This is a genomic window from Sphaerimonospora cavernae, from assembly GCF_042435035.1.
GTDB lineage: Bacteria > Actinomycetota > Actinomycetes > Streptosporangiales > Streptosporangiaceae > Sphaerimonospora > Sphaerimonospora cavernae.
The window spans coordinates 39,193-57,012 of the sequence record NZ_JBHMQT010000005.1 but is presented as its reverse complement, the minus strand read 5'-3'; the positions used below and the strand labels follow the sequence as shown (position 1 = coordinate 57,012).

The window sequence follows — 17,820 nt, the reverse complement described above, 5'->3', positions numbered from 1 at the left end:
CTGATATGGGTTGAGATGTTCCTTACCGCCAGGAGATCTCGCGCGGGCAGGGACCACCTCGGCTTCGGGGAGCGTAGGCGGCTACGGTACGGGATCTATCGCCCATGCTGGGGCGAATTGGGCAACGCTTGTGCATCGACTCTGTCCGGCTGTCTGATCCACCTCCCATGACAAGGCCGGGAGCTGTTAGGTTTCTTTGGGTCGGCCTCATCGCATGTTGGCAAGGTGGTGACATCATGACGCGGGTCGTCGTGGTGGGCGATCTCATGACTGACGCGCTCGCCCGCGCCAAGTTCCCGCTCGCCAGGGCGAGCGACACCCCGGCCGTCGTGACCATGCACGGTGGCGGTTCCGGGGCGAACGTCGCCTCCTGGCTGGCGGTCGAGGGGTCTGAGGTCGCCTTCGTCGGGCGACGCGGCGCCGACATCACCGGCCGGAACCGCGACATGGAACTCATGGGCTACGGGGTCGACGCCCGCCTCGTGATGGATCCGGAGCGGCCCACCGGCACCTGCGTGGTCATGGTCACCCACAAGGGCCAGCGGACGATGCTGTCGGACCCGGGTGCCAACGCGGCGCTGTCCCCCGAGGACCTGCCGCGCGACCTCTTCACCGGCGGCGGGCACCTGCACGTGTCCGGCTACACCCTGCTCAACGAGGGCTCGCGCGACGCCGGGCTGGCCGCTCTCGACCTGGCCCGGCGGGCCGGCATGTCGATCTCAATGGACTGCGCCTCGGCAGCACCGGTCGAGCGGACCGGCGCCGAGCCGTTCCTGGAGTGGACGCACGGCGCCAAGCTGCTGTTCGCCAACATCGACCAGGCCAAGGTGCTGACTGGCCGGGACGATCCGACCGCCGCGGCGAAGGTCCTCACCGCCTGGTTCCCCCAGGTCGTGATCAAGCTCAACTCCGAGGGCGCGCTCTGGTACACCAACAGCCGCGCCGAGCCCGTCCGGGCGCCCGCGGAGACCGTCGACCGTGTGGTGGACGGCACCGGCGCCGGAGACGCCTTCACCGCCGGCTTCCTGCCGCCATGGTTGGCGGGCAAGCCGCCGGCCGAGGCCCTGGCGGCGGGCAACGCCCTGGCCGCCAAATGCATCGCCAACCTCGGCGCCCGCCCGCGCCTCTAGCTCACCCTCAACTCGTCATCGCCAGAACCAGGGGGAGGACCGCAGGGGCTCCCGCGTTGCGTACGTGGGCGGCGGCCAGGGTCATCGTCCAGCCCGTGTCGACGCGGTCGTCGACGAGCAGCACCGGCCCGCCTGCGGCCGAGATCCTCGCGGCGAGCTCTCGCGGCATCGCCAGCGTCCCGCGTACGGCGGCGACCCGCTGGGCGCTGTTGTACTGCCGGCCCGGCGGACCCTGCCGATATCCCAGCTCACCAAGGTAGGTGAGGCGGCCGATACGCGCGATCCCCTCGGTGAGGCCGCGGATCAGGACGGGCCGGGACGCGGACGGCACGCTGACGACGGCGACGGGACGCTCCGCCCATTCCCACGTTCTGAGCACCGCCACCATCGCGTCGAACACGTCGCCCGGGACCGGGCCGTCGCCCGCCGCGAAAAGCTCACGCAACCGGGTGCCCCAGCCGATGTCGGTGAGGCGGCCCAGGGCACGTCCCGGCTCGGCCGACAGCTCCGGCTTGATCCGCCCCTTCAGGTCCGGCAGTCCGGTCGGCCACTGGCGGCGCTGCTCCACCTCGATGCCGGGCCGGGCCAGCCGCTCGCGGGCCGCTCGTACGGCCTCGGCCCCCACGTCCGTCGAGCGGTGGGCACCCGTGCAGTTGTCGCAGCGCCCGCACGGCCTCGCCGCCTCGTCGTCCAGGTGGCGTCGCAGGAACTGCTCCCGGCACTCGGTCGTGGTGATGTAGCCGAGCATGGCCTCCTGCTCCGAGGCGCGCTCGGCCGAAACCCGGGCGTAGCGGTCGGCGTCGTAGCTCCATGGCTCGCCGGTCGCCTCCCAGCCGCCCTTGACCCGGCGGACGGCGCCGTCCACGTCGAGGACCTTCAGCATCATCTCCAGCCTGCCGCGGCTGAGATCGACCCTGGTCTCCAGCGCGGCGGTGGACAGGACGTCCTCCTGCGACAGCGCCTCCAGCGTCGCTCGCACCACCGGCTCCGGTGGAAAGGCCAGTGAGGCGAAATAGGCCCAGATCTCCCGATCCTCAGCGCCGGGAAGCAGGACCACCTCGGCCCGCCGCACACCGCGGCCGGCCCGGCCGACCTGCTGGTAGTACGCCACCGGCGAGGCGGGCGCGCCCACGTGGACGACGAAACCGAGGTCCGGCTTGTCGAAGCCCATACCGAGGGCGGAGGTCGCCACCAGGGCCTTGACCCGGTTGGCGAGCAGGTCCTCCTCGGCGGCCAGCCGGTCGGCCGGCTCGCTCTGCCCGGTGTAGGCGATCACCTGGTGGCCCTGTTCCCGCAGGTACGCGGCGATCTCCTGGGCGGCGGAAACGGTCAGCGTGTAGACGATGCCGGAGCCCGGCAGCTCGTGGAGCGCCCCGGCCAGCCAGGCGAGCCGCTGCTGCGAACCGCCGAGCCGTACGACGGCGAGGTGGAGGCTGTCCCGCTCGAGCGGGCCGCGCAGGACCAGCACGCTCTCGTCGGGCGCGCCGAAACCGTCGAAACCTCTGGAACCAGTGAAACCACCGGGACCGCCCAAGAACTCGTCCTGCTCAGGCCCGGCGGCGAGCTGCTCGGCGACATCCCGTGTGACGCGGGCGTTCGCGGTCGCGGTCGTGGCGAGCACGGGGATCCCGGGCGGTAGCTCGGCCAGCAGCGTGCGCAGCCTGCGGTAATCGGGGCGGAAGTCATGTCCCCAGTCGGAGATGCAATGGGCCTCATCGATCACCAGCAGGCCCGCGCTCTCGGCCAGCTCGGGCAGCACCTGGTCACGGAAGTCGGGGTTGTTCAGCCGTTCGGGGCTGACCAGCAGCACGTCGACCATGCCCTCGGCGACCTGGCCGTAGATCTTCTCCCATTCCTCGGGATTGGCCGAGTTGATGGTCGCCGCGTGGACGCCCGCCCGTTCGGCGGCGGCGATCTGGTTGCGCATCAGCGCCAGCAGCGGCGAGACGATGACCGTGGGCCCCTCGCCCAGCTCGCGCAGCAGCGCGGTGGCGATGAAATAGACGGCCGACTTGCCCCAGCCGGTGCGCTGCACCACCAGCGCGCGGCGGCGGTCCATCACCAGCGCCTTGATGGCGGCCCACTGGTCGTCGCGCAGGCGCGCGTCCTCACCCGCGAGCGCCCGCAACCGGGCCTCCGCCTCTTCCCGCATCGTCTCTTCTTCGCCCACCCGTCATTGGTACCAGGTCTCGCCGACGGTTTCCGCCGGGTCGTGTCCCTGGTCGCACCTCTGATCGCGGTCCTGAACGCGGACCTGGGCGACGGGCGCGAACTTGAGCGGAAGCTGGGCGCCGAGCCGGGTGTACAACTCCAACTGGTCGAAGTAGACGCGCTGGCTGAGGATGTAGTCGCTTTCCACTGTGACGAGCCAGGAACCGCGCACGCTGATGCTTCTGCCGGTCGCCTCGAGGACGTCGCCACCCGCCACCAGGTAGGGGCCGGTGTGCGTGCCCGTCGCCAGCACCTCCGCCGCGATCATGTCCCGGCAGGCGATCTTCTCCCACACCGTCAGGTGATGGTCCGGAAAGCCCTGCCAGATATGCAGGTGGTACGAGGCGATCTCATCGAGATTCTCCGCCCCCATCTCCGGCCCCACGACGACCGCGTCCGCGACGTAACAGCGCATCACCGCATCAAGATCATGGGCGTTGAGCGCGCCGATCAGCCGGTCCACGACGTCAGGCATCGCGAGAAACCCCCCTCTCGCAGATGAGAGCCACACTACCCGGATCACGGCAAGAGACGGATCAACCGATCCCGAAATTCGCGGATCGCCGGAAACGATCCATTTCCGTCCGAGGCGGAACGTATCCGGGCGGGAAACCACGTCCGGTCGCGACTGGTCTCAGTCATCGGCACAATGTTCGATATGGCCCGACGCACAACCACCCGCACGCCCGATGAGGACTTCGAGGAGCGGATCGTCGACATCGACGTCGCCACCGAGATGCGCGCCAGCTATCTGGAGTACGCGTACTCGGTGATCTACCAGCGTGCGCTCCCGGACGCCCGCGACGGACTCAAGCCAGTCCAACGCCGCATCCTCTACTCGATGAGCGAGATGGGCCTGCGCCCGGAGCGGGGCCACGTCAAGTCCTCCCGTGTCGTGGGCGATGTGATGGGCAAGCTGCACCCGCACGGTGACGGCGCCATCTACGACGCACTGGTGCGCCTGGCGCAGCCGTTCTCGATGCGACTGCCGCTGGTCGACGGGCACGGCAACTTCGGCTCGCCGGACGACTCGCCGGCGGCGATGCGGTACACCGAGGCCCGTCTCGCCCCTGCCGCCATGCTCATGGTGCAGTCGATCGACGAGGAGACGGTCGACTTCAAGCCCAACTACGACGGCCAGGAGACCGAGCCGTCGGTCATGCCGTCGGCGTTCCCCAACCTGCTGGTCAACGGCGCCAGCGGCATCGCCGTCGGGATGGCCACCAACATGGCGCCCCACAACCTCGTCGAGGTCGTCGCGGCGGCCCGGCATCTGATCAAGAAGCCGGACGCCACGCTCGAGGAGCTGATGCGCTTCGTCCCCGGCCCCGACCTGCCGACCGGCGGCACCATCATCGGACTGTCGGGCATCCGGGACGCCTACGAGACCGGCCGCGGCACGTTCCGCACACGTGCGAAGGCCACGATCGAGTCCGTGACGCCCCGGCGCAAGGGCATCATCGTCACCGAGTTGCCGTTCAACGTCGGCCCCGAGCGGGTGGTCACCAAGATCAAGGAGTTGGTGAACGCCAAGAAGCTCACCGGCATCGCCGACCTGAAGGACCTGACCGACCGGCACAAGGGCCTGCGCCTGGTCATCGAGGTCAAGAACGGCTTCAACCCGGAGGCCGTCCTGGAGGAGCTCTACCGGCTGACGCCGATGGAGGAGTCCTTCGGCATCAACAACGTCGCGCTCGTCGACGGCCGGCCCCGCACGCTCGGCCTGCGCGACCTGCTGCAGGTCTACGTCGAACACCGGATCGACGTGGTGCGCAGGCGGTCGGCGTTCCGGCTGCGCAAGCGCGAGGAGCGCCTCCACCTGGTGGACGGCCTCATCATCGCGCTGCTCGACATCGACCAGGTCATCCAGGTGATCCGCGGCTCCGACGACTCGGCGCACGCGCGGACCCGCCTGATGGAGACCTTCGAGCTGAGCGAGGTCCAGGCGGCGTACATCCTCGACACGCCGCTGCGCCGGTTGACCCGCTACGACAAGCTCGAACTCGACCGGGAGAAGGAGACGCTGCAGGGCGAGATCGCCGAGCTGTCCGCGATCCTCGGCTCGGAGGACCGCCTGCGCAAGGTCGTGTCGGCCGAGCTCGGAGAGATCGCCAAGACGTACGGCACACCGCGCCGCACCGTGCTGCTGGAGTCGTCGGAGGCGGCCAAGGCGGTCGCGGTGCCGCTGGAGGTGGCCGACGACCCCTGCCTGGTGCTGCTCTCCTCCACCGGACTGCTCGCCCGGACGGCCGACGCCACGCCGATCTCGGCGGAGGGCGAGCGCGCGGTCCACGACGTGCTGGTGTCGGTGGTCCGCTCCAGCGTCCGGGGCGAGGTCGGGGTCGTCACCTCAAAGGGCCGGTTGATCCGGGTGGCGGTGGTCGACCTGCCCACGTTGCCGCCGACGGCCAACCCGCCGTCGCTCGCGGGCGGGCATCCGGTGTCCGAGCACGTCGCCCTGGAACCGGAGGAGAAGGTGGTCGGCCTGGGCTCGCTCGACCTCGACGGCCCGGGGCTCGCGCTCGGCACGGCCGGCGGGGTGGTCAAGCGGGTCGTCCCTGAGTATCCCGCCAACCGCGACGATTTCGAGGTCATCGGCCTGCGCGAGGGCGACGCCGTGATCGGCGCCGTCGAGCTCTCCTCCCCCGACCACGACCTGGTCTTCATCACCTCCGACGCCCAGCTCCTGCGCTTCTCCGCCTCCGCCGTACGGCCGCAGGGCCGCCCGGCGGGCGGCATGGCCGGGGTGCGCCTGAACGACGGCGCGAAGGCGATCTGGTTCGGCGCAGTTGATGCCGCCCGCGAGTCGCGCGTCGTGACGGTGGCGGGCTCCTCGACGGCCCTGCCCGGCACCCAGATGGGCGCGGGCAAGGTCTCCGACTACGCCGACTTCCCGCCCAAGGGCCGGGCCACCGGCGGGGTGCGCGCCCAGCGCTTCCTCAAGGGCGAGGACGTGCTGCTGCACGCCTGGGCCGGACCGGCCCCCGCCAAGGCGGCCTCGCCCACGGGTAAGCCGGTGCCGCTTCCCGAAGAGCTCGGCCGGCGTGACGGCTCGGGCGAACGGCTCGTGCACGCCGTCGCCGCCATCGGCGGCGGCCTCGACGGGAGTGCCGACACCCGCGAGACCGGTCAGGAGCCGGAGAACGACCCTGAAGAGTAGCGGCTCTGGGAAGTGTCTTGACACCCCCTCGTGCTCGCGTGCGAGGCCGTACGGCAACATTTATCGCATGAGCGATGCCTTCGATGATCTACTGGCGGCGAACGAGAAGTACGCCGCGACGTTCTCACACTCGGGGCTGTCCGGCCAGGCCGGTCGCGGCCTCGCCGTGGTGACCTGCATGGACTCGCGCGTCGACCCGCTGGGGCTGCTGGGCCTGCAGGCGGGCGACGCCAAGATCCTGCGCAACGCGGGCGCCCGGGTGACCGATGACGTGCTGCGGACGCTCGTGCTCGCCGTCTATCTCCTCGGCGTCCACCGGGTCCTGGTCATGCCGCACACCGACTGCCGGATGTCCAAGTCCACCGACGCGGACGTGCACGAGGTGATCGCGGCGGAGCACGGCGTGGACACCCGCAGCCTCGACTTCAAGACCGTGCCCGACCAGGCCGAGGCCCTGCGGCACGACATGGTCAGGATCAAGGCCAGTCCCTACCTGCCGGACACCCTCGCCGTCGGCGGCGCCGTGTACGACGTGCGCACGGGGCGGCTGCAGCCGGTAGAACTCTGAGAGATCACGTGTTACGGCCGGCCGCGCGGGATCAGGAACCCGGCGCGGCCGGCCGTACGTTGCCCTGTTGACAACGACACATCGCACACACACTCCGCGGCCGCCCCCGTGCCGCCCCCCGAGGAGAGTTCGCAGATGCCCACCCGCACCTCCACCGGCTCCGGCTCGTTCCGCAAGATCCTCGTTCTGGTGGTGATCGCGCTCATCGTCGCCGCGGTGCCGACCGTGATCGGCGCGTTCCGCGGATTCGAACGCACGACCGGCGGCGAGGTCGCCGTCATCCGCAACGGCGGCCCACTCGACGACAACCAGGTCCGCCAGGTCATCGACCCCGGCTCCAGCGTGACCTGGACCGGCTGGTGGTCCCAGATGCACCGCTATCCCGCCCAGCAGCGTTTCTACACCATCACCTCCGACGCGGGTCACGGCGAGCGCTCGGGCGTCGACGTGGTCGTCGTACCGAGCAGCGACGGCGTGAACATGGGCATCGAGGGCACCCTCTATTTCGGTCTCAACCTCGATCACGCCACGCTCAAGGCGTTCGACGACAAGTTCGGCACACGCAAGTTCCGCAGCATGGACGGCAACACCTACTACCCCTGGGAGGGTGACGAGGGCTGGTCGGCCTTCCTCGACCAGATCATCCGCCCCGTGATCGACAACGACCTCCGCGCCCAGATCAACAGCTTCCGCTGCGCGGAGATGGTCTCATCCTGCTCCCTGGTGCAGAACAACAGCTCGGCGCAGCAGGCCTCGCTGCAGTCGCAGGGCAACAACGCGAACATCGCGAAGATCCAGGAAGCGGTGAACACCAGCCTCGCCGAGGACCTGAAGTCGACACTCGGCGCCGACTTCCTGACCGACATCCACTTCAACCTGTCCAAGGTCACGCTGCCCAAGCAGGTCCAGGAGGCCGTCGACCAGGCGCAGGCCGCCTTCGCCAAGGTCACCGAGGCTCAGGCCAAGGTCGCGCAGGCCCGCGCCGAGGCGGACGCCAACAAGGCCCGCCAGGACGGGTACGACAAGTGCACGACCTGCGCCGAGATCGAGAAGCTGAAGGCACTGCCCCAGGGCATCACCGTGTACGCTCCGGGCAATGGCGGGGGGATCGCCATTCCCACGAAGTGAGAGGGTCCGCACCGATGCGACTGCTCGCCCTCCCGGTGACCCTGATCGTGGTCGCCGCGCTCATCTACCTGCTGGTCGTACTGCTGCACCCGGCCCCGCGCGACCGGCGTGTCACGGGCGCGGCCGCCAAGCCGCAGTGGGAGATCGACACCGTCATGGAGGACGGCTGGACGCTGGTCGTCGTACGGAAGGTCGCGCCGGGGCGGAACGGACCGGTCGAGCTGACGAAGCAGACCATCCGGGCGATCCCCGACAATGATCCGAACTGGGATGAGCTCTACCGGGAGGCCATGGCCGAGGCTCGCTCCAGGGTCAGCACCCTGGAGATCGAGTCCTTCTGATCGGACCCGGGTGAAGGCTGTCAGGCGTCGATGTGCTCGCGGTCGACGTCGGCCGCGCTGCTGACGATGAACTCACGGCGGGGGGCGACCTCGCTGCCCATGAGGAGGTCGAAGATGCGCTCGGCCTCCTCCACGTCTTCGATCCTCACCCGGCGCAGCACGCGGTGGCGCGGGTCCATCGTCGTCTCGGCGAGCTGGTCGGCGTCCATCTCACCCAGGCCCTTGTAGCGCTGCACCGGGTCCTTCCAGCGCTTGCCCCGCCGCTCCAGATCGCTCAGGACCCTGTGCAGCTCGGCGTCGGAATAGGTGTAGACGTACTTGTCCTTGCCCCGGCCGGGGTTGGTGATCTCGATGCGGTGCAGCGGCGGCACGGCGGCGAACACCCGGCCCGCCTCGACCATGGGCTTCATGTACCGGTGGAAGAGGGTCAGCAGCAGGCAGCGGATGTGCGCGCCGTCGACGTCGGCGTCGGCCATCAGGATGATCTTGCCGTAGCGGGCCGAATCGATCTCGAACGACCGGCCGGACCCGGCCCCGACGACCTGGATGATCGCGGCGCACTCGGCGTTCTTGAGCATGTCCGCCACGGACGCCTTCTGCACGTTGAGGATCTTTCCCCGGATCGGCAGCAGCGCCTGGAACTCCGAGTCCCGGGCCAGCTTGGCCGTGCCAAGCGCGGAGTCGCCCTCGACGATGAACAGCTCACTGCGGTCCACGTCGTCGCTGCGGCAGTCGACCAGCTTCGCCGGGAGCGCCGAGTTCTCCAGCGCCGACTTGCGCCGCTGGTTGTCGCGGTGCTCCCGGGCGGCGATACGCGCCTTGGCCGCCGCCACCACCTTCTCCAGAACCGCCCGCAACTGCTGCTTCTGGCCACGCTTGGGGCTCGCGAACAGTTCCTTCAGCTCACGGCTGACCACGTGGCCGACGATGCGGGCGGCCGCGGCGGTGCCGAGGACCTCCTTGGTCTGGCCCTCGAACTGGGGCTCGGGCACTCGTACGGTCACCACGGCGGTCAGCCCTTCGAGGACGTCCTCCTTGGTGACCGGCTCGTCGCCGTTCTTGAGCAGGCGGGTCTCACGGAGCTGCTCGTTGACCGTGCGGATGAGCGCCTTCTCGAACCCGGCCACGTGGGTGCCGCCCTTGGGGGTGGCGATCACGTTGACGAACGAGCGCACGGTCGTCTCATAGCCCTTGCCCCAGCGGACCGCGACGTCGACGCTGAGCTGCCGCTCGATCCGCGTCGACGTCATGTGGCCCTGTTCGTCGAGCACGGGCACGGTCTCGTGGAAGTGGCCGTCGCCCCGCAACCTGAGCACGTCGCAGACGGCCTCGTCACGCGCGAGGAACTCGGTGAACTCACCGATGCCGCCGTCGAAGCGGAAGGTCTCCTCGGCCGGCTCAGCGCCCCGGCTGTCGCGCAGCACCAGCTCGAGCCCGGGGACCAGGAACGCCGTCTGACGGAGCCGAACGTGGATCTCGTCGACCGAGACCTCCGCCTCGGGCAGGAAGATCTGCCGGTCGACCCACCAGCGGACCCGGGTGCCGGTGGCCTGCCCGGCCACCTGGCCGCCGTCGCGCACACCGGACTTCTTGCGGAACTTCGCCGTCGGCCCGTCACCGTCGAAGTGCCCGGGGACGCCCCGGCGGAAGCTGATCTGGTGGACACGGCCGTCCCGGTCGACATCCACGTCCAGCCGAGACGACAGCGCGTTGACGACCGAGGCGCCGACACCGTGCAGGCCTCCGGAGGCGGCGTAGGACCCGCCGCCGAACTTGCCGCCGGCGTGCAGCTTCGTGTAGACGAGCTCGACGCCGGCGAGCCCCGTCTTGGGCTCGACGTCCACCGGGATGCCGCGACCGTTGTCGCGTACCTCGATGGAGCCGTCCGCGTGCAGTTCGACCTCGATACGTGAGCAGAACCCGGCGAGGGCCTCATCGACGGCGTTGTCCACGATCTCCCACAGACAGTGCATGAGACCGCGGGTGTCCGTGGATCCGATGTACATCCCCGGGCGCTTGCGCACGGCCTCGAGGCCTTCCAGCACCGAGAGATGACGGGCCGTGTAACCCGCCTCCGCGCCAACCGCCGTCACGCCCAACTCCTACTACCGGTCAAGGCTCCTACTGCCCATCAATCGAACACTCGTACGCAGCTTATCGCCACTCATGTTTCTACGCGTAACAGCTTGCCAGGCGCACCGGGATACCGCGGACTCTTACTGTGATCTACACCACAGCACCTCCCAGCTTTTCGGGCGCATTCCGCTCTGGGCGTAGCCAGGGGGTGATTGGGAACGCCGTTATCCGGTTAGATGTTGTCCCAAGTGACTGACGCCAACGTCCCCGCCACGGTGGGGCGACCCGAAAGGCGATACGTGACTGGAGCTCTCGCCCCCGCCAAGCCGCTGACCGCCCTGGACCGCTGTGACCGGTGTGGTGCTCAGGCCTACATCCGCGCGACCCTGCCCGTGGGTGGGGAGCTGCTGTTCTGCGCCCACCACGGGCGTCAGCACGCAGCCGTACTACGCGACAGAGGCGCTGACATCCAGGACGAGTCGGCCCGACTCAGCCAATCACCGACGTCCGACCAGAGCGGGCGCTGACCATAGGACGGCGTGCCGGAGCCTCGTCGAGGCTCTCCGGCGCGCCGTCGCCGTACCCGGAGAAGACACCGGTCAGGGTGCGACCCGATAGTGATAGCGCCCGGCGACGGTGAAGCCCTCGCGCTCGTACAGCGCGCGGGCACCGACGTTGGGCTCCGTCACCGCCAGGTAGGCCCGCTCCGCTCCGCGTTCGCGCCCCCAGGCGAACAGCGTCCGCAGCACCGACCGGCCGAGCCCCCGGCGCCGTGCCCGGGGCTCCACCGCCATGCAGTAGACGCCCAGCCATTGCCCCTGGACCACACCTCTGCCCACACCTGCGCCCGTGTCTCCCTCCTGATGGGCGTAGCCCGCCGGGACCCCCGTCATGATCCGCCGGGCCCACTCCATGGCAGGGGTCTCTTCGTCGTCGCGGTGCCGCCCGCCGTCCACCCGCCACCAGGTGCGCAGCCACCGCTCGGACGGTTCCGCCGCGACTTCTCCGTCCGGTACGGCGTCCCGCGGCAGCGGCGCGGTCATGATCAAAGTTGGGTCCACCATCCGGTAGCCCCGGCTGTCGAGCTCGGCGTCGAGTCCGGTGGCCGCGCCGGGCCCGATCGAGGGCACCCCGATCGAGGGCACCCCGATCGAGGGCACCCCGATCGAGGGCACCCCGATCGAGGGCACCCCGATCGAGAAAACACAGCGCAGGCCGAGTCCCGCGTAGAACTTCTCCGCCCGCTCCACGGCCCCGGCCAGGTCGGCCCGCGCGGAATCCACGCTGTCGGCCGGCGGCAGGACGGAGTTGGCCCGCTTGGTCACTCCGCCCGCGTGCCGGTAGATCCAGCCGTCGGCCGTCACCCGCCCCGGCGCCGGCCACGCCTCGTCCACCAGCCGATCGAAGAGTCCGCTGTCTTGATCCACTTCGACAGCCTAACCGACGGCCAGGACCTGCGGCGGAGCCGACGCCAGGGCCGAGGACGGGGCCTTGTAGGGTCGGGATTCGTGCTGATCCTGCTTCCGCCTTCGGAGGGGAAGGCCGCTCGGGGCACCGCCAAGCTCAGGCGGCTGAGCTTCGCCGAGTTGGCGTCCCCGCGCGACAAGGTGCTCGATGCCCTGGTCTCGCTGTGCCACTCGACGCAGGCCCAGGCGGTGCTCGGCCTGTCCGACGGGCAGGTCGGCGACATCGAACGCAACCGCGGACTGCACACCGCGCCGTCCCTGCGCGTCGCCGACCTCTACACGGGCGTGTTGTACGACAACCTGGGCCTGGCCACGCTCTCCCCCGAGGCCCGCCGCAGAGCCGACCGGCGGATCGTGGTGTTCTCCGCGCTGTGGGGGCTGCTGCGGCCGTCCGACCGCGTCCCGCCGTACCGGCTGTCCATGGGCGTACGGCTGCCGCCCATGGGCAACCTCGCCGCGTTCTGGCGGCCGTCGATCACCGCGTCGCTCGCTCCGGCGAAGGGACTCATCGTGGACATGCGGTCGGCCGCCTACGCGGCCGCGTGGCAGCCGGGCGAGCGGGCGGTCGCCGTACGGGTCCTGAGAGAGACCGGGGGGAAGCGGACGGTGGTCAGCCACATGGCGAAGGCGACCCGAGGGACGGTGTCCCGCTCGCTTGTCGAGATCCCGCACAGGCCGGGGAGCCCGCGGGAACTCGCGGAGACGCTGGCCGGCCTGGGGTACCGGACCGAGCTGTCGGGCCCGCCCTCGCCGGGCAGGCCGTGGACGATGGACGTGATCGTCACGTGACCGTCGGGGACCCGAGGCCGATCGCGGCGCGTGACCGCGCCGCCCTCCCGAGATGATCGGACCTCGGTGTCGACGATATCTACTTGGTCGGCGCCCGCTCAGTCGAGGTAGTCGCGCAGCACCTGGGACCTGGACGGGTGGCGGAGCTTCGACATGGTCTTGGACTCGATCTGGCGGATCCGCTCGCGGGTCACGCCGTAGACCTTGCCGATCTCGTCGAGAGTCTTCGGCTGTCCATCGGTGAGGCCGAACCGCATGGACACCACGCCCGCCTCGCGCTCCGACAGAGTGTCGAGCACGGAGTGCAACTGCTCCTGCAGCAGCGTGAAGCTGACGGCGTCGGCCGGGACGATGGCCTCGGAGTCCTCGATCAGGTCACCGAACTCGCTGTCGCCCTCTTCGCCGAGAGGAGTGTGCAGCGAGATCGGCTCACGGCCGTACTTCTGAACCTCGATGACCTTCTCAGGGGTCATGTCCAGCTCTCGGGCCAGTTCCTCCGGCGTCGGCTCACGGCCGAGGTCCTGCAGCATCTGCCGCTGCACCCGGGCCAGCTTGTTGATCACCTCGACCATGTGGACCGGGATGCGGATGGTCCGCGCCTGGTCGGCCATGGCCCGGGTGATCGCCTGCCGGATCCACCACGTCGCGTAGGTCGAGAACTTGTAGCCCTTGGTGTAGTCGAACTTCTCGACCGCGCGGATCAGGCCCAGGTTGCCTTCCTGGATCAGGTCCAGGAACAGCATGCCGCGGCCGGTGTACCGCTTGGCGAGCGAGACGACCAGCCGGAGGTTGGCCTCCAACAGGTGGTTCTTGGCGCGGCGACCGTCCTCGGCGATCCACTCCAGCTCGGCGCGGACGTCGACGGGGAGGCTGTCGCCGTCGCCCGCGAGTTGCTCCTCCGCGAACAGGCCCGCCTCGATCCGCTTGGCGAGCTCGACCTCCTGCTCGGCATTGAGCAGAGGAACCTTGCCGATCTGCTTGAGGTAGTCCTTGACGGGGTCTGCGGTGGCACCGGCCGCGGCCACCTGGGCCACGGGCGCGTCGTCATCGTCGTCGCTGAGGATCAGCACCTCGTCCTCGGACTGGCCGGCGGCCTTGCCCTTGGACTCTCCCCCGGGCTCGGCGTCCCCCTCGGTCTCGGTCTCGGTGTCGGCCTCGGCCTCGAGCTCGTCGTCCTCCGCCTCGATCTCGAAGTCCTCGATCTCGACGTCGCCCTCGAGATCGATGTCCTCCTCATCTTCGACGGGGTCGGCGGACTTGGGCTTCGGATCCGCCTTCGGCGCCTTCAGCGCGGGGCCGGTCGCAGACGCCTCGGACCCGTCCTGGGCAGCGGGCGCCCCCTTCTTAGCTGGTACGGCCTTGGCCGGCGCCGCCTTCGCCGCCGCGCCCTTGGCCGCGGCGGGCTTGGCCGTGGTCTTCTTCGAAGCGGACTTGGCCGCGGCGGGCTTGGCCGCCGGCTTTGCGGCGGGCTTCGCAGCCGGCTTGGCGGCCGGCGCCGCCTCGGTCACCACGGCGGTGACCGTCTCCGGCTGCGAGTCCTTCGCGGCCGCGGATTTGGTGGTCTTCTTGACGGGCGCGGCAGTACGGCGTTTGGCTTGACCTCGAGACCGCTTGGGCGCCGCGGAGTCCGCCGCCGTCACCACGACGGTCACGCCCTCCTTGCTGAGGCTGCGCAGGAATCCAGCGGCGTGCGACAGCGGGATGTCCGCTTCCTCGAAGGCCTTGCGGACATCCTCGGACTCGAGGAAACCCTGCGAGCGCCCACGCTCGAGGAGCTGCTGGATCACTGGCTCGTTCAGCTCCGACGGCTTCGAGCGAGTCGAACTTGCAGGCGACACGAACACCTCTCGAACGAACGCATGGCGAGAATGGACCCAGGTGTTTCTTCTTTTTCCGGTGGTGAGGTCGCGCGGACCGCGACATGCCATTGTGGCACGCCGCGGCTCGTGATACGGCCGCGTCCCGCCGGTTGCTTCTCCACCCTAGGCCGCCTGAGACACTGGTGCGTACGGAAGACGGTCACTGATACCCGAAAGCAACCGTTATGACTGTTTCTTTCAGTCACTCTTCGTGGTCGGCGGCACGTGTACCGCGAGAACCGTTACATCGTCATCTTGTTCATACCCGCCCAGCATGCGCTCCACCAGGAAATCCAGCAGCATACTCGGATTGCTCAGCACTTCCTGGGATGCTTCGGACACCACGGCCGCGAGCTCCCGCAGACCGGCGTCCAGCCCGCGTCTGCGGTTCTCCACCAGGCCGTCGGAGTACAGCACCGCCGTGTGCCCGGGCGGCACGCAGAAGCGGAACTGCTTGCGGCTCGTGGCCCAGCCGAGCGGGGTGCCCGGCTCGGTCTCATGCAGGATCGCCGTACCCTGGGGCGAGACGAGCAGCGGCGGCGGGTGACCCGCCAGGGCGAGCGTGCCCTCCCCGGTGCCCGGCTCGACGACCATGTACGCCAGGGTCGTGACCTGTTCTTCCTCCTCAGTCGCCTCGAACACCCGGTCGAGGCCGGTGAGGACCGCCGCCGGAGGCGGGTTGGTCAGCGCGAGGGCCCGCATGGCGTTGCGGATTCGGCCCATGCCCGCCGCGGCCTTGACGCCCTTGCCCATCACGTCGCCCACGACGGCCGCGACCCGTCCGTCCTGCAGGACGAAGCCGTCGTACCAGTCGCCCCCGACCTGGACGTGGCGCGAGCCGGACAGGAACAGCTTGGCCAGTTTCAGCCCGGCGACGTCAGGAAGGCGTTCGGGCAGCAGGCTGCGCTGCAGCGTCTCGGCGGTGCGGTGCTCACGCTCGAACAGTGTGGCCCGCTCGACCGCGAGCGCGCACTGGCCTGCCAGCGCCTCGTAGAAGACCCCGTCCTCCTGGGAGATCTTCTGCGACCGCAGGAATGAGAACCGCAGCGCGCCGAGCGCGCGGCCGGCCGCCAGCAGCGGCAGGCCCACCCAGGCCCGTTCGTCGGTGTGGGCGAGGAAGTCGGCGATCCTGGCCTCGTCGGCGCCCGCGTCGACGAGCTGGGCCCGCAGGCTCTCCGGTGACTCGGCGAAGACCGGACGCCGGCTGTTGACCGCCATCGTCATCACGTTGGAGTGGGAGAGATCGATCTCGTCGCCGGTCACGTCCGGGAGGCCGCCGCTGTTGCTCAGCTTGAGCGTGCCCCGCTCGGGGTCGAGCAGGGCCACCGCCGAGTGGTCGGCGGCCAGCGCCGTACGGCCGACGTCGATGATGACCTGCACTACCTGCTCGACCGTGAGCGCCTCCGCCAGCATGGCCGTGGCGCCCTGGAGCCTGGCGGTGCGCAGCGCGGCGGCGCCGAGCTGGTCGGTGAGGCGGCCCCGCATCTCCTCGGCCTCTCGTTGTGGGGTGACGTCGGTGTTGGCGCCGACCCACTCAACCACCCGGCCGTGCCTCATGATCGGCACGGCTCTGACCTCGAAGTGCCGGTAACCGCTCGCCCGGGTGCGCACCCGGTAGCTCCACTCGAACATGGTCCGGCCGCGCAGGGCCTCACGCCACGCCTCTTCCGCGCCGGGGCGGTCGTCGGGGTGGACGGCCTCCAGCCAGCCGTGGGTGAGATACTCCTCCAACCCCTGACCGGTGATGGCCCGCCACTGCGGGGCGTCCTCGGCGACCGCTCCGCTGGGCGACGTGATCCACACAAGCTGCTGCTGGGACTCCACGAGCGAGCGGTAGCGCTCCTCGCTGCGCTGCAGGAGTTCTCGGGACATCTGCTGCTCGGTCAGGTCGACGCCGAACATGGCGACGCCCACGTCGCCGTTCTCGCCACCTCGCATGGGAAAGAACGACACCGCCCAATGGCGGGTGTCGTCGTTCTCCGCACGGGTCCTGATCCGCTGGTCGGTGACGGGCAGCCCGTCCTCACCGACCCGGCGGAGCGCCGCCTCGATGGCGGCGGTCAGATCGGCCGGCAGCAGCTCCGCCGGAAGTCGGTCCAGATGCCGGTCGACAGGATGACCGGTCATCTCGGTGAAGGTGGCGTTGACCCGGACGAAGCGACCGGACGCGTCAAAGAAGGCAAAGGCGAACGGCGCCTCCGACATCAGACCTCTGAAGAGGTCGGAGTCTGAGATGTCCAAACCGGACTCCCGGGGCCGGGGCACGGAGGTTTCGGCGCTCATGGTCGGCACCTCCGTCGCGTGCCAGGCTCTCCCACGAGGCACATCTCCATAACTGTGATTGGTAGCGCAGATCTGCCCTACATCATGGGCGATCCGCATGGGCGGACGGAAGCCCCGTCAGCCATGCGGTCAACGCATCCTGTCAGAGACCGGCACCTCCCGCAGGAAGATATTCGGTCGACTTTCCGGTCGCCGCCTCGCTTCCCGCCCGGTGGTGCGGACATCCCTCCTCACCGTACGGCCCGGCATCGCCGCGGTCATCTTCCCATACCTTTCCGGTCGGGCCATCGTAGTGCTCTTGGAAGCGGGGCCGCGAGCCGCTGGAACACGACCCGGTCACGGGTCGGCACGCGTAACGGGTCGGCGACGGAAGGTTGACAGCCGCCGGGAAAGTTGTGGAATAAGGGGCGGCAGGTCCCCATACAGCGAGGAGGCGTCCATGCCCGCACTCGCAGTTCGTATCGGTGGCGGCCCACAGCCGGAGCAGCGGCTCCGCGATCTCGTGATCGCCCGGCTGGCCGCCGAGTTCGCGACCGTCCCCGCCGCAGTCCTGTCCCGCCTCGTCGCGGACGTCTGGGTGTGCGCCGAGCACCTCGGGCTCGACGTCACGCCCGAGATCGTCGAACGCGTCGCCCGAGAACGCCTGCTGGGCCTGATGAACTCGACGCCGCCGCGGCGATCGCGCGCATAACGGGGAAGTCACCGGCCCGCGTTCCTGATGCGATTCCCGTTGGGAATGCGAGAAGGTGGAGACCGTGAGCGAGCGGAACGAGACGCCGTGAGTCGCGGGCATCGGCGAGAGCGCGGCC

Annotated in this window: 14 protein-coding genes; 8 read left to right on the top strand and 6 right to left on the bottom strand. The window is 69.7% G+C overall.

What is annotated here, in order from left to right:
* The first annotated feature begins 236 nt into the window (after positions 1-236).
* Positions 237-1,130, top strand: coding sequence for a carbohydrate kinase family protein (locus ACFHYQ_RS04210; protein WP_394299733.1), 894 nt, complete (start codon positions 237-239; stop codon positions 1,128-1,130).
* A gap of 7 nt (positions 1,131-1,137) precedes the next feature.
* On the opposite strand, the gene ACFHYQ_RS04205 is transcribed toward ACFHYQ_RS04210, so the two are convergent.
* Positions 1,138-3,282 carry a RecQ family ATP-dependent DNA helicase gene (locus ACFHYQ_RS04205; protein WP_394299794.1) on the bottom strand — a complete coding sequence of 715 codons (2,145 nt, stop codon included), beginning with the start codon at positions 3,280-3,282 and terminating at the stop codon, positions 1,138-1,140.
* A 21-nt stretch (positions 3,283-3,303) separates the two neighbouring features.
* Entirely contained in the window at positions 3,304-3,816 is a 513-nt protein-coding gene (locus ACFHYQ_RS04200; protein WP_394299732.1) for an ester cyclase, read from the bottom strand.
* Positions 3,817-3,999: 183 nt separating this feature from the next.
* On the opposite strand from ACFHYQ_RS04200, the gene ACFHYQ_RS04195 reads away from it, so the two are divergent.
* From ACFHYQ_RS04195 to ACFHYQ_RS04180, 4 genes are all read left to right on the top strand, one after another.
* Positions 4,000-6,501, top strand: coding sequence for a DNA gyrase/topoisomerase IV subunit A (locus tag ACFHYQ_RS04195; RefSeq protein WP_446746290.1), 2,502 nt, complete (start codon positions 4,000-4,002; stop codon positions 6,499-6,501).
* 67 nt (positions 6,502-6,568) lie between these two features.
* Positions 6,569-7,069: a beta-class carbonic anhydrase gene (locus tag ACFHYQ_RS04190; RefSeq protein WP_204015855.1), complete on the top strand. Its 501-nt coding sequence runs from the start codon at positions 6,569-6,571 to the stop codon at positions 7,067-7,069.
* Positions 7,070-7,204: 135 nt separating this feature from the next.
* Positions 7,205-8,197 (top strand): SPFH domain-containing protein, encoded by a 993-nt coding sequence (locus tag ACFHYQ_RS04185; RefSeq protein WP_394299730.1) that lies wholly within the window; start codon positions 7,205-7,207, stop codon positions 8,195-8,197.
* 14 nt (positions 8,198-8,211) lie between these two features.
* A complete protein-coding gene (locus ACFHYQ_RS04180; protein ID WP_394299729.1) occupies positions 8,212-8,538 on the top strand; it encodes a hypothetical protein in 327 nt (108 codons plus the stop codon).
* 20 nt (positions 8,539-8,558) lie between these two features.
* Here the strand turns inward: ACFHYQ_RS04180 and ACFHYQ_RS04175 are convergent, their stop codons facing one another.
* On the bottom strand, positions 8,559-10,631 hold the full coding sequence (locus ACFHYQ_RS04175; RefSeq protein WP_394299728.1) for a DNA gyrase/topoisomerase IV subunit B: 2,073 nt from the start codon (positions 10,629-10,631) through the stop codon (positions 8,559-8,561).
* Between the two features lie 282 nt (positions 10,632-10,913).
* On the opposite strand from ACFHYQ_RS04175, the gene ACFHYQ_RS04170 reads away from it, so the two are divergent.
* Complete coding sequence (locus tag ACFHYQ_RS04170) at positions 10,914-11,141, top strand: DUF7455 domain-containing protein (protein WP_204015936.1); 228 nt, start codon at positions 10,914-10,916, stop codon at positions 11,139-11,141.
* 72 nt (positions 11,142-11,213) lie between these two features.
* On the opposite strand, the gene ACFHYQ_RS04165 is transcribed toward ACFHYQ_RS04170, so the two are convergent.
* Positions 11,214-12,041, bottom strand: a complete 828-nt coding sequence (locus tag ACFHYQ_RS04165) for a GNAT family N-acetyltransferase (protein WP_394299727.1) — start codon at positions 12,039-12,041, stop codon at positions 11,214-11,216.
* A gap of 81 nt (positions 12,042-12,122) precedes the next feature.
* Between ACFHYQ_RS04165 and ACFHYQ_RS04160 the strand changes: the two genes are divergently transcribed.
* Positions 12,123-12,869, top strand: coding sequence for a YaaA family protein (locus ACFHYQ_RS04160; protein ID WP_394299726.1), 747 nt, complete (start codon positions 12,123-12,125; stop codon positions 12,867-12,869).
* Positions 12,870-12,967: 98 nt separating this feature from the next.
* Here ACFHYQ_RS04160 and ACFHYQ_RS04155 read toward each other — a convergent pair whose 3' ends face one another.
* Together ACFHYQ_RS04155 and ACFHYQ_RS04150 are read right to left on the bottom strand one after the other, a co-directional pair.
* Entirely contained in the window at positions 12,968-14,707 is a 1,740-nt protein-coding gene (locus ACFHYQ_RS04155; RefSeq protein ID WP_394299725.1) for an RNA polymerase sigma factor, read from the bottom strand.
* A 219-nt stretch (positions 14,708-14,926) separates the two neighbouring features.
* Positions 14,927-17,011, bottom strand: coding sequence for a SpoIIE family protein phosphatase (locus ACFHYQ_RS04150; protein WP_394299724.1), 2,085 nt, complete (start codon positions 17,009-17,011; stop codon positions 14,927-14,929).
* A gap of 439 nt (positions 17,012-17,450) precedes the next feature.
* Here ACFHYQ_RS04150 and ACFHYQ_RS04145 point away from each other — a divergent pair, with 439 nt between their 5' ends.
* Positions 17,451-17,702, top strand: a complete 252-nt coding sequence (locus ACFHYQ_RS04145; protein ID WP_394299723.1) for a hypothetical protein — start codon at positions 17,451-17,453, stop codon at positions 17,700-17,702.
* The last annotated feature ends 118 nt before the right edge of the window (positions 17,703-17,820 follow it).

Bases quoted from the DNA above. Each gene is read 5' to 3' on its own strand.
- ACFHYQ_RS04180 (WP_394299729.1), top strand. From the start codon at position 8,212: ATGCGACTGCTCGCCCTCCCGGTGACCCTGATCGTGGTCGCCGCGCTC.
- ACFHYQ_RS04150 (WP_394299724.1), bottom strand. From the start codon at position 17,011: ATGAGCGCCGAAACCTCCGTGCCCCGGCCCCGGGAGTCCGGTTTGGAC.
- ACFHYQ_RS04205 (WP_394299794.1), bottom strand. From the start codon at position 3,282: ATGCGGGAAGAGGCGGAGGCCCGGTTGCGGGCGCTCGCGGGTGAGGAC.
- ACFHYQ_RS04145 (WP_394299723.1), top strand. From the start codon at position 17,451: ATGCCCGCACTCGCAGTTCGTATCGGTGGCGGCCCACAGCCGGAGCAG.
- ACFHYQ_RS04200 (WP_394299732.1), bottom strand. From the start codon at position 3,816: ATGCCTGACGTCGTGGACCGGCTGATCGGCGCGCTCAACGCCCATGAT.
- ACFHYQ_RS04185 (WP_394299730.1), top strand. From the start codon at position 7,205: ATGCCCACCCGCACCTCCACCGGCTCCGGCTCGTTCCGCAAGATCCTC.
- ACFHYQ_RS04210 (WP_394299733.1), top strand. From the start codon at position 237: ATGACGCGGGTCGTCGTGGTGGGCGATCTCATGACTGACGCGCTCGCC.
- ACFHYQ_RS04195 (WP_446746290.1), top strand. From the start codon at position 4,000: ATGGCCCGACGCACAACCACCCGCACGCCCGATGAGGACTTCGAGGAG.
- ACFHYQ_RS04190 (WP_204015855.1), top strand. From the start codon at position 6,569: ATGAGCGATGCCTTCGATGATCTACTGGCGGCGAACGAGAAGTACGCC.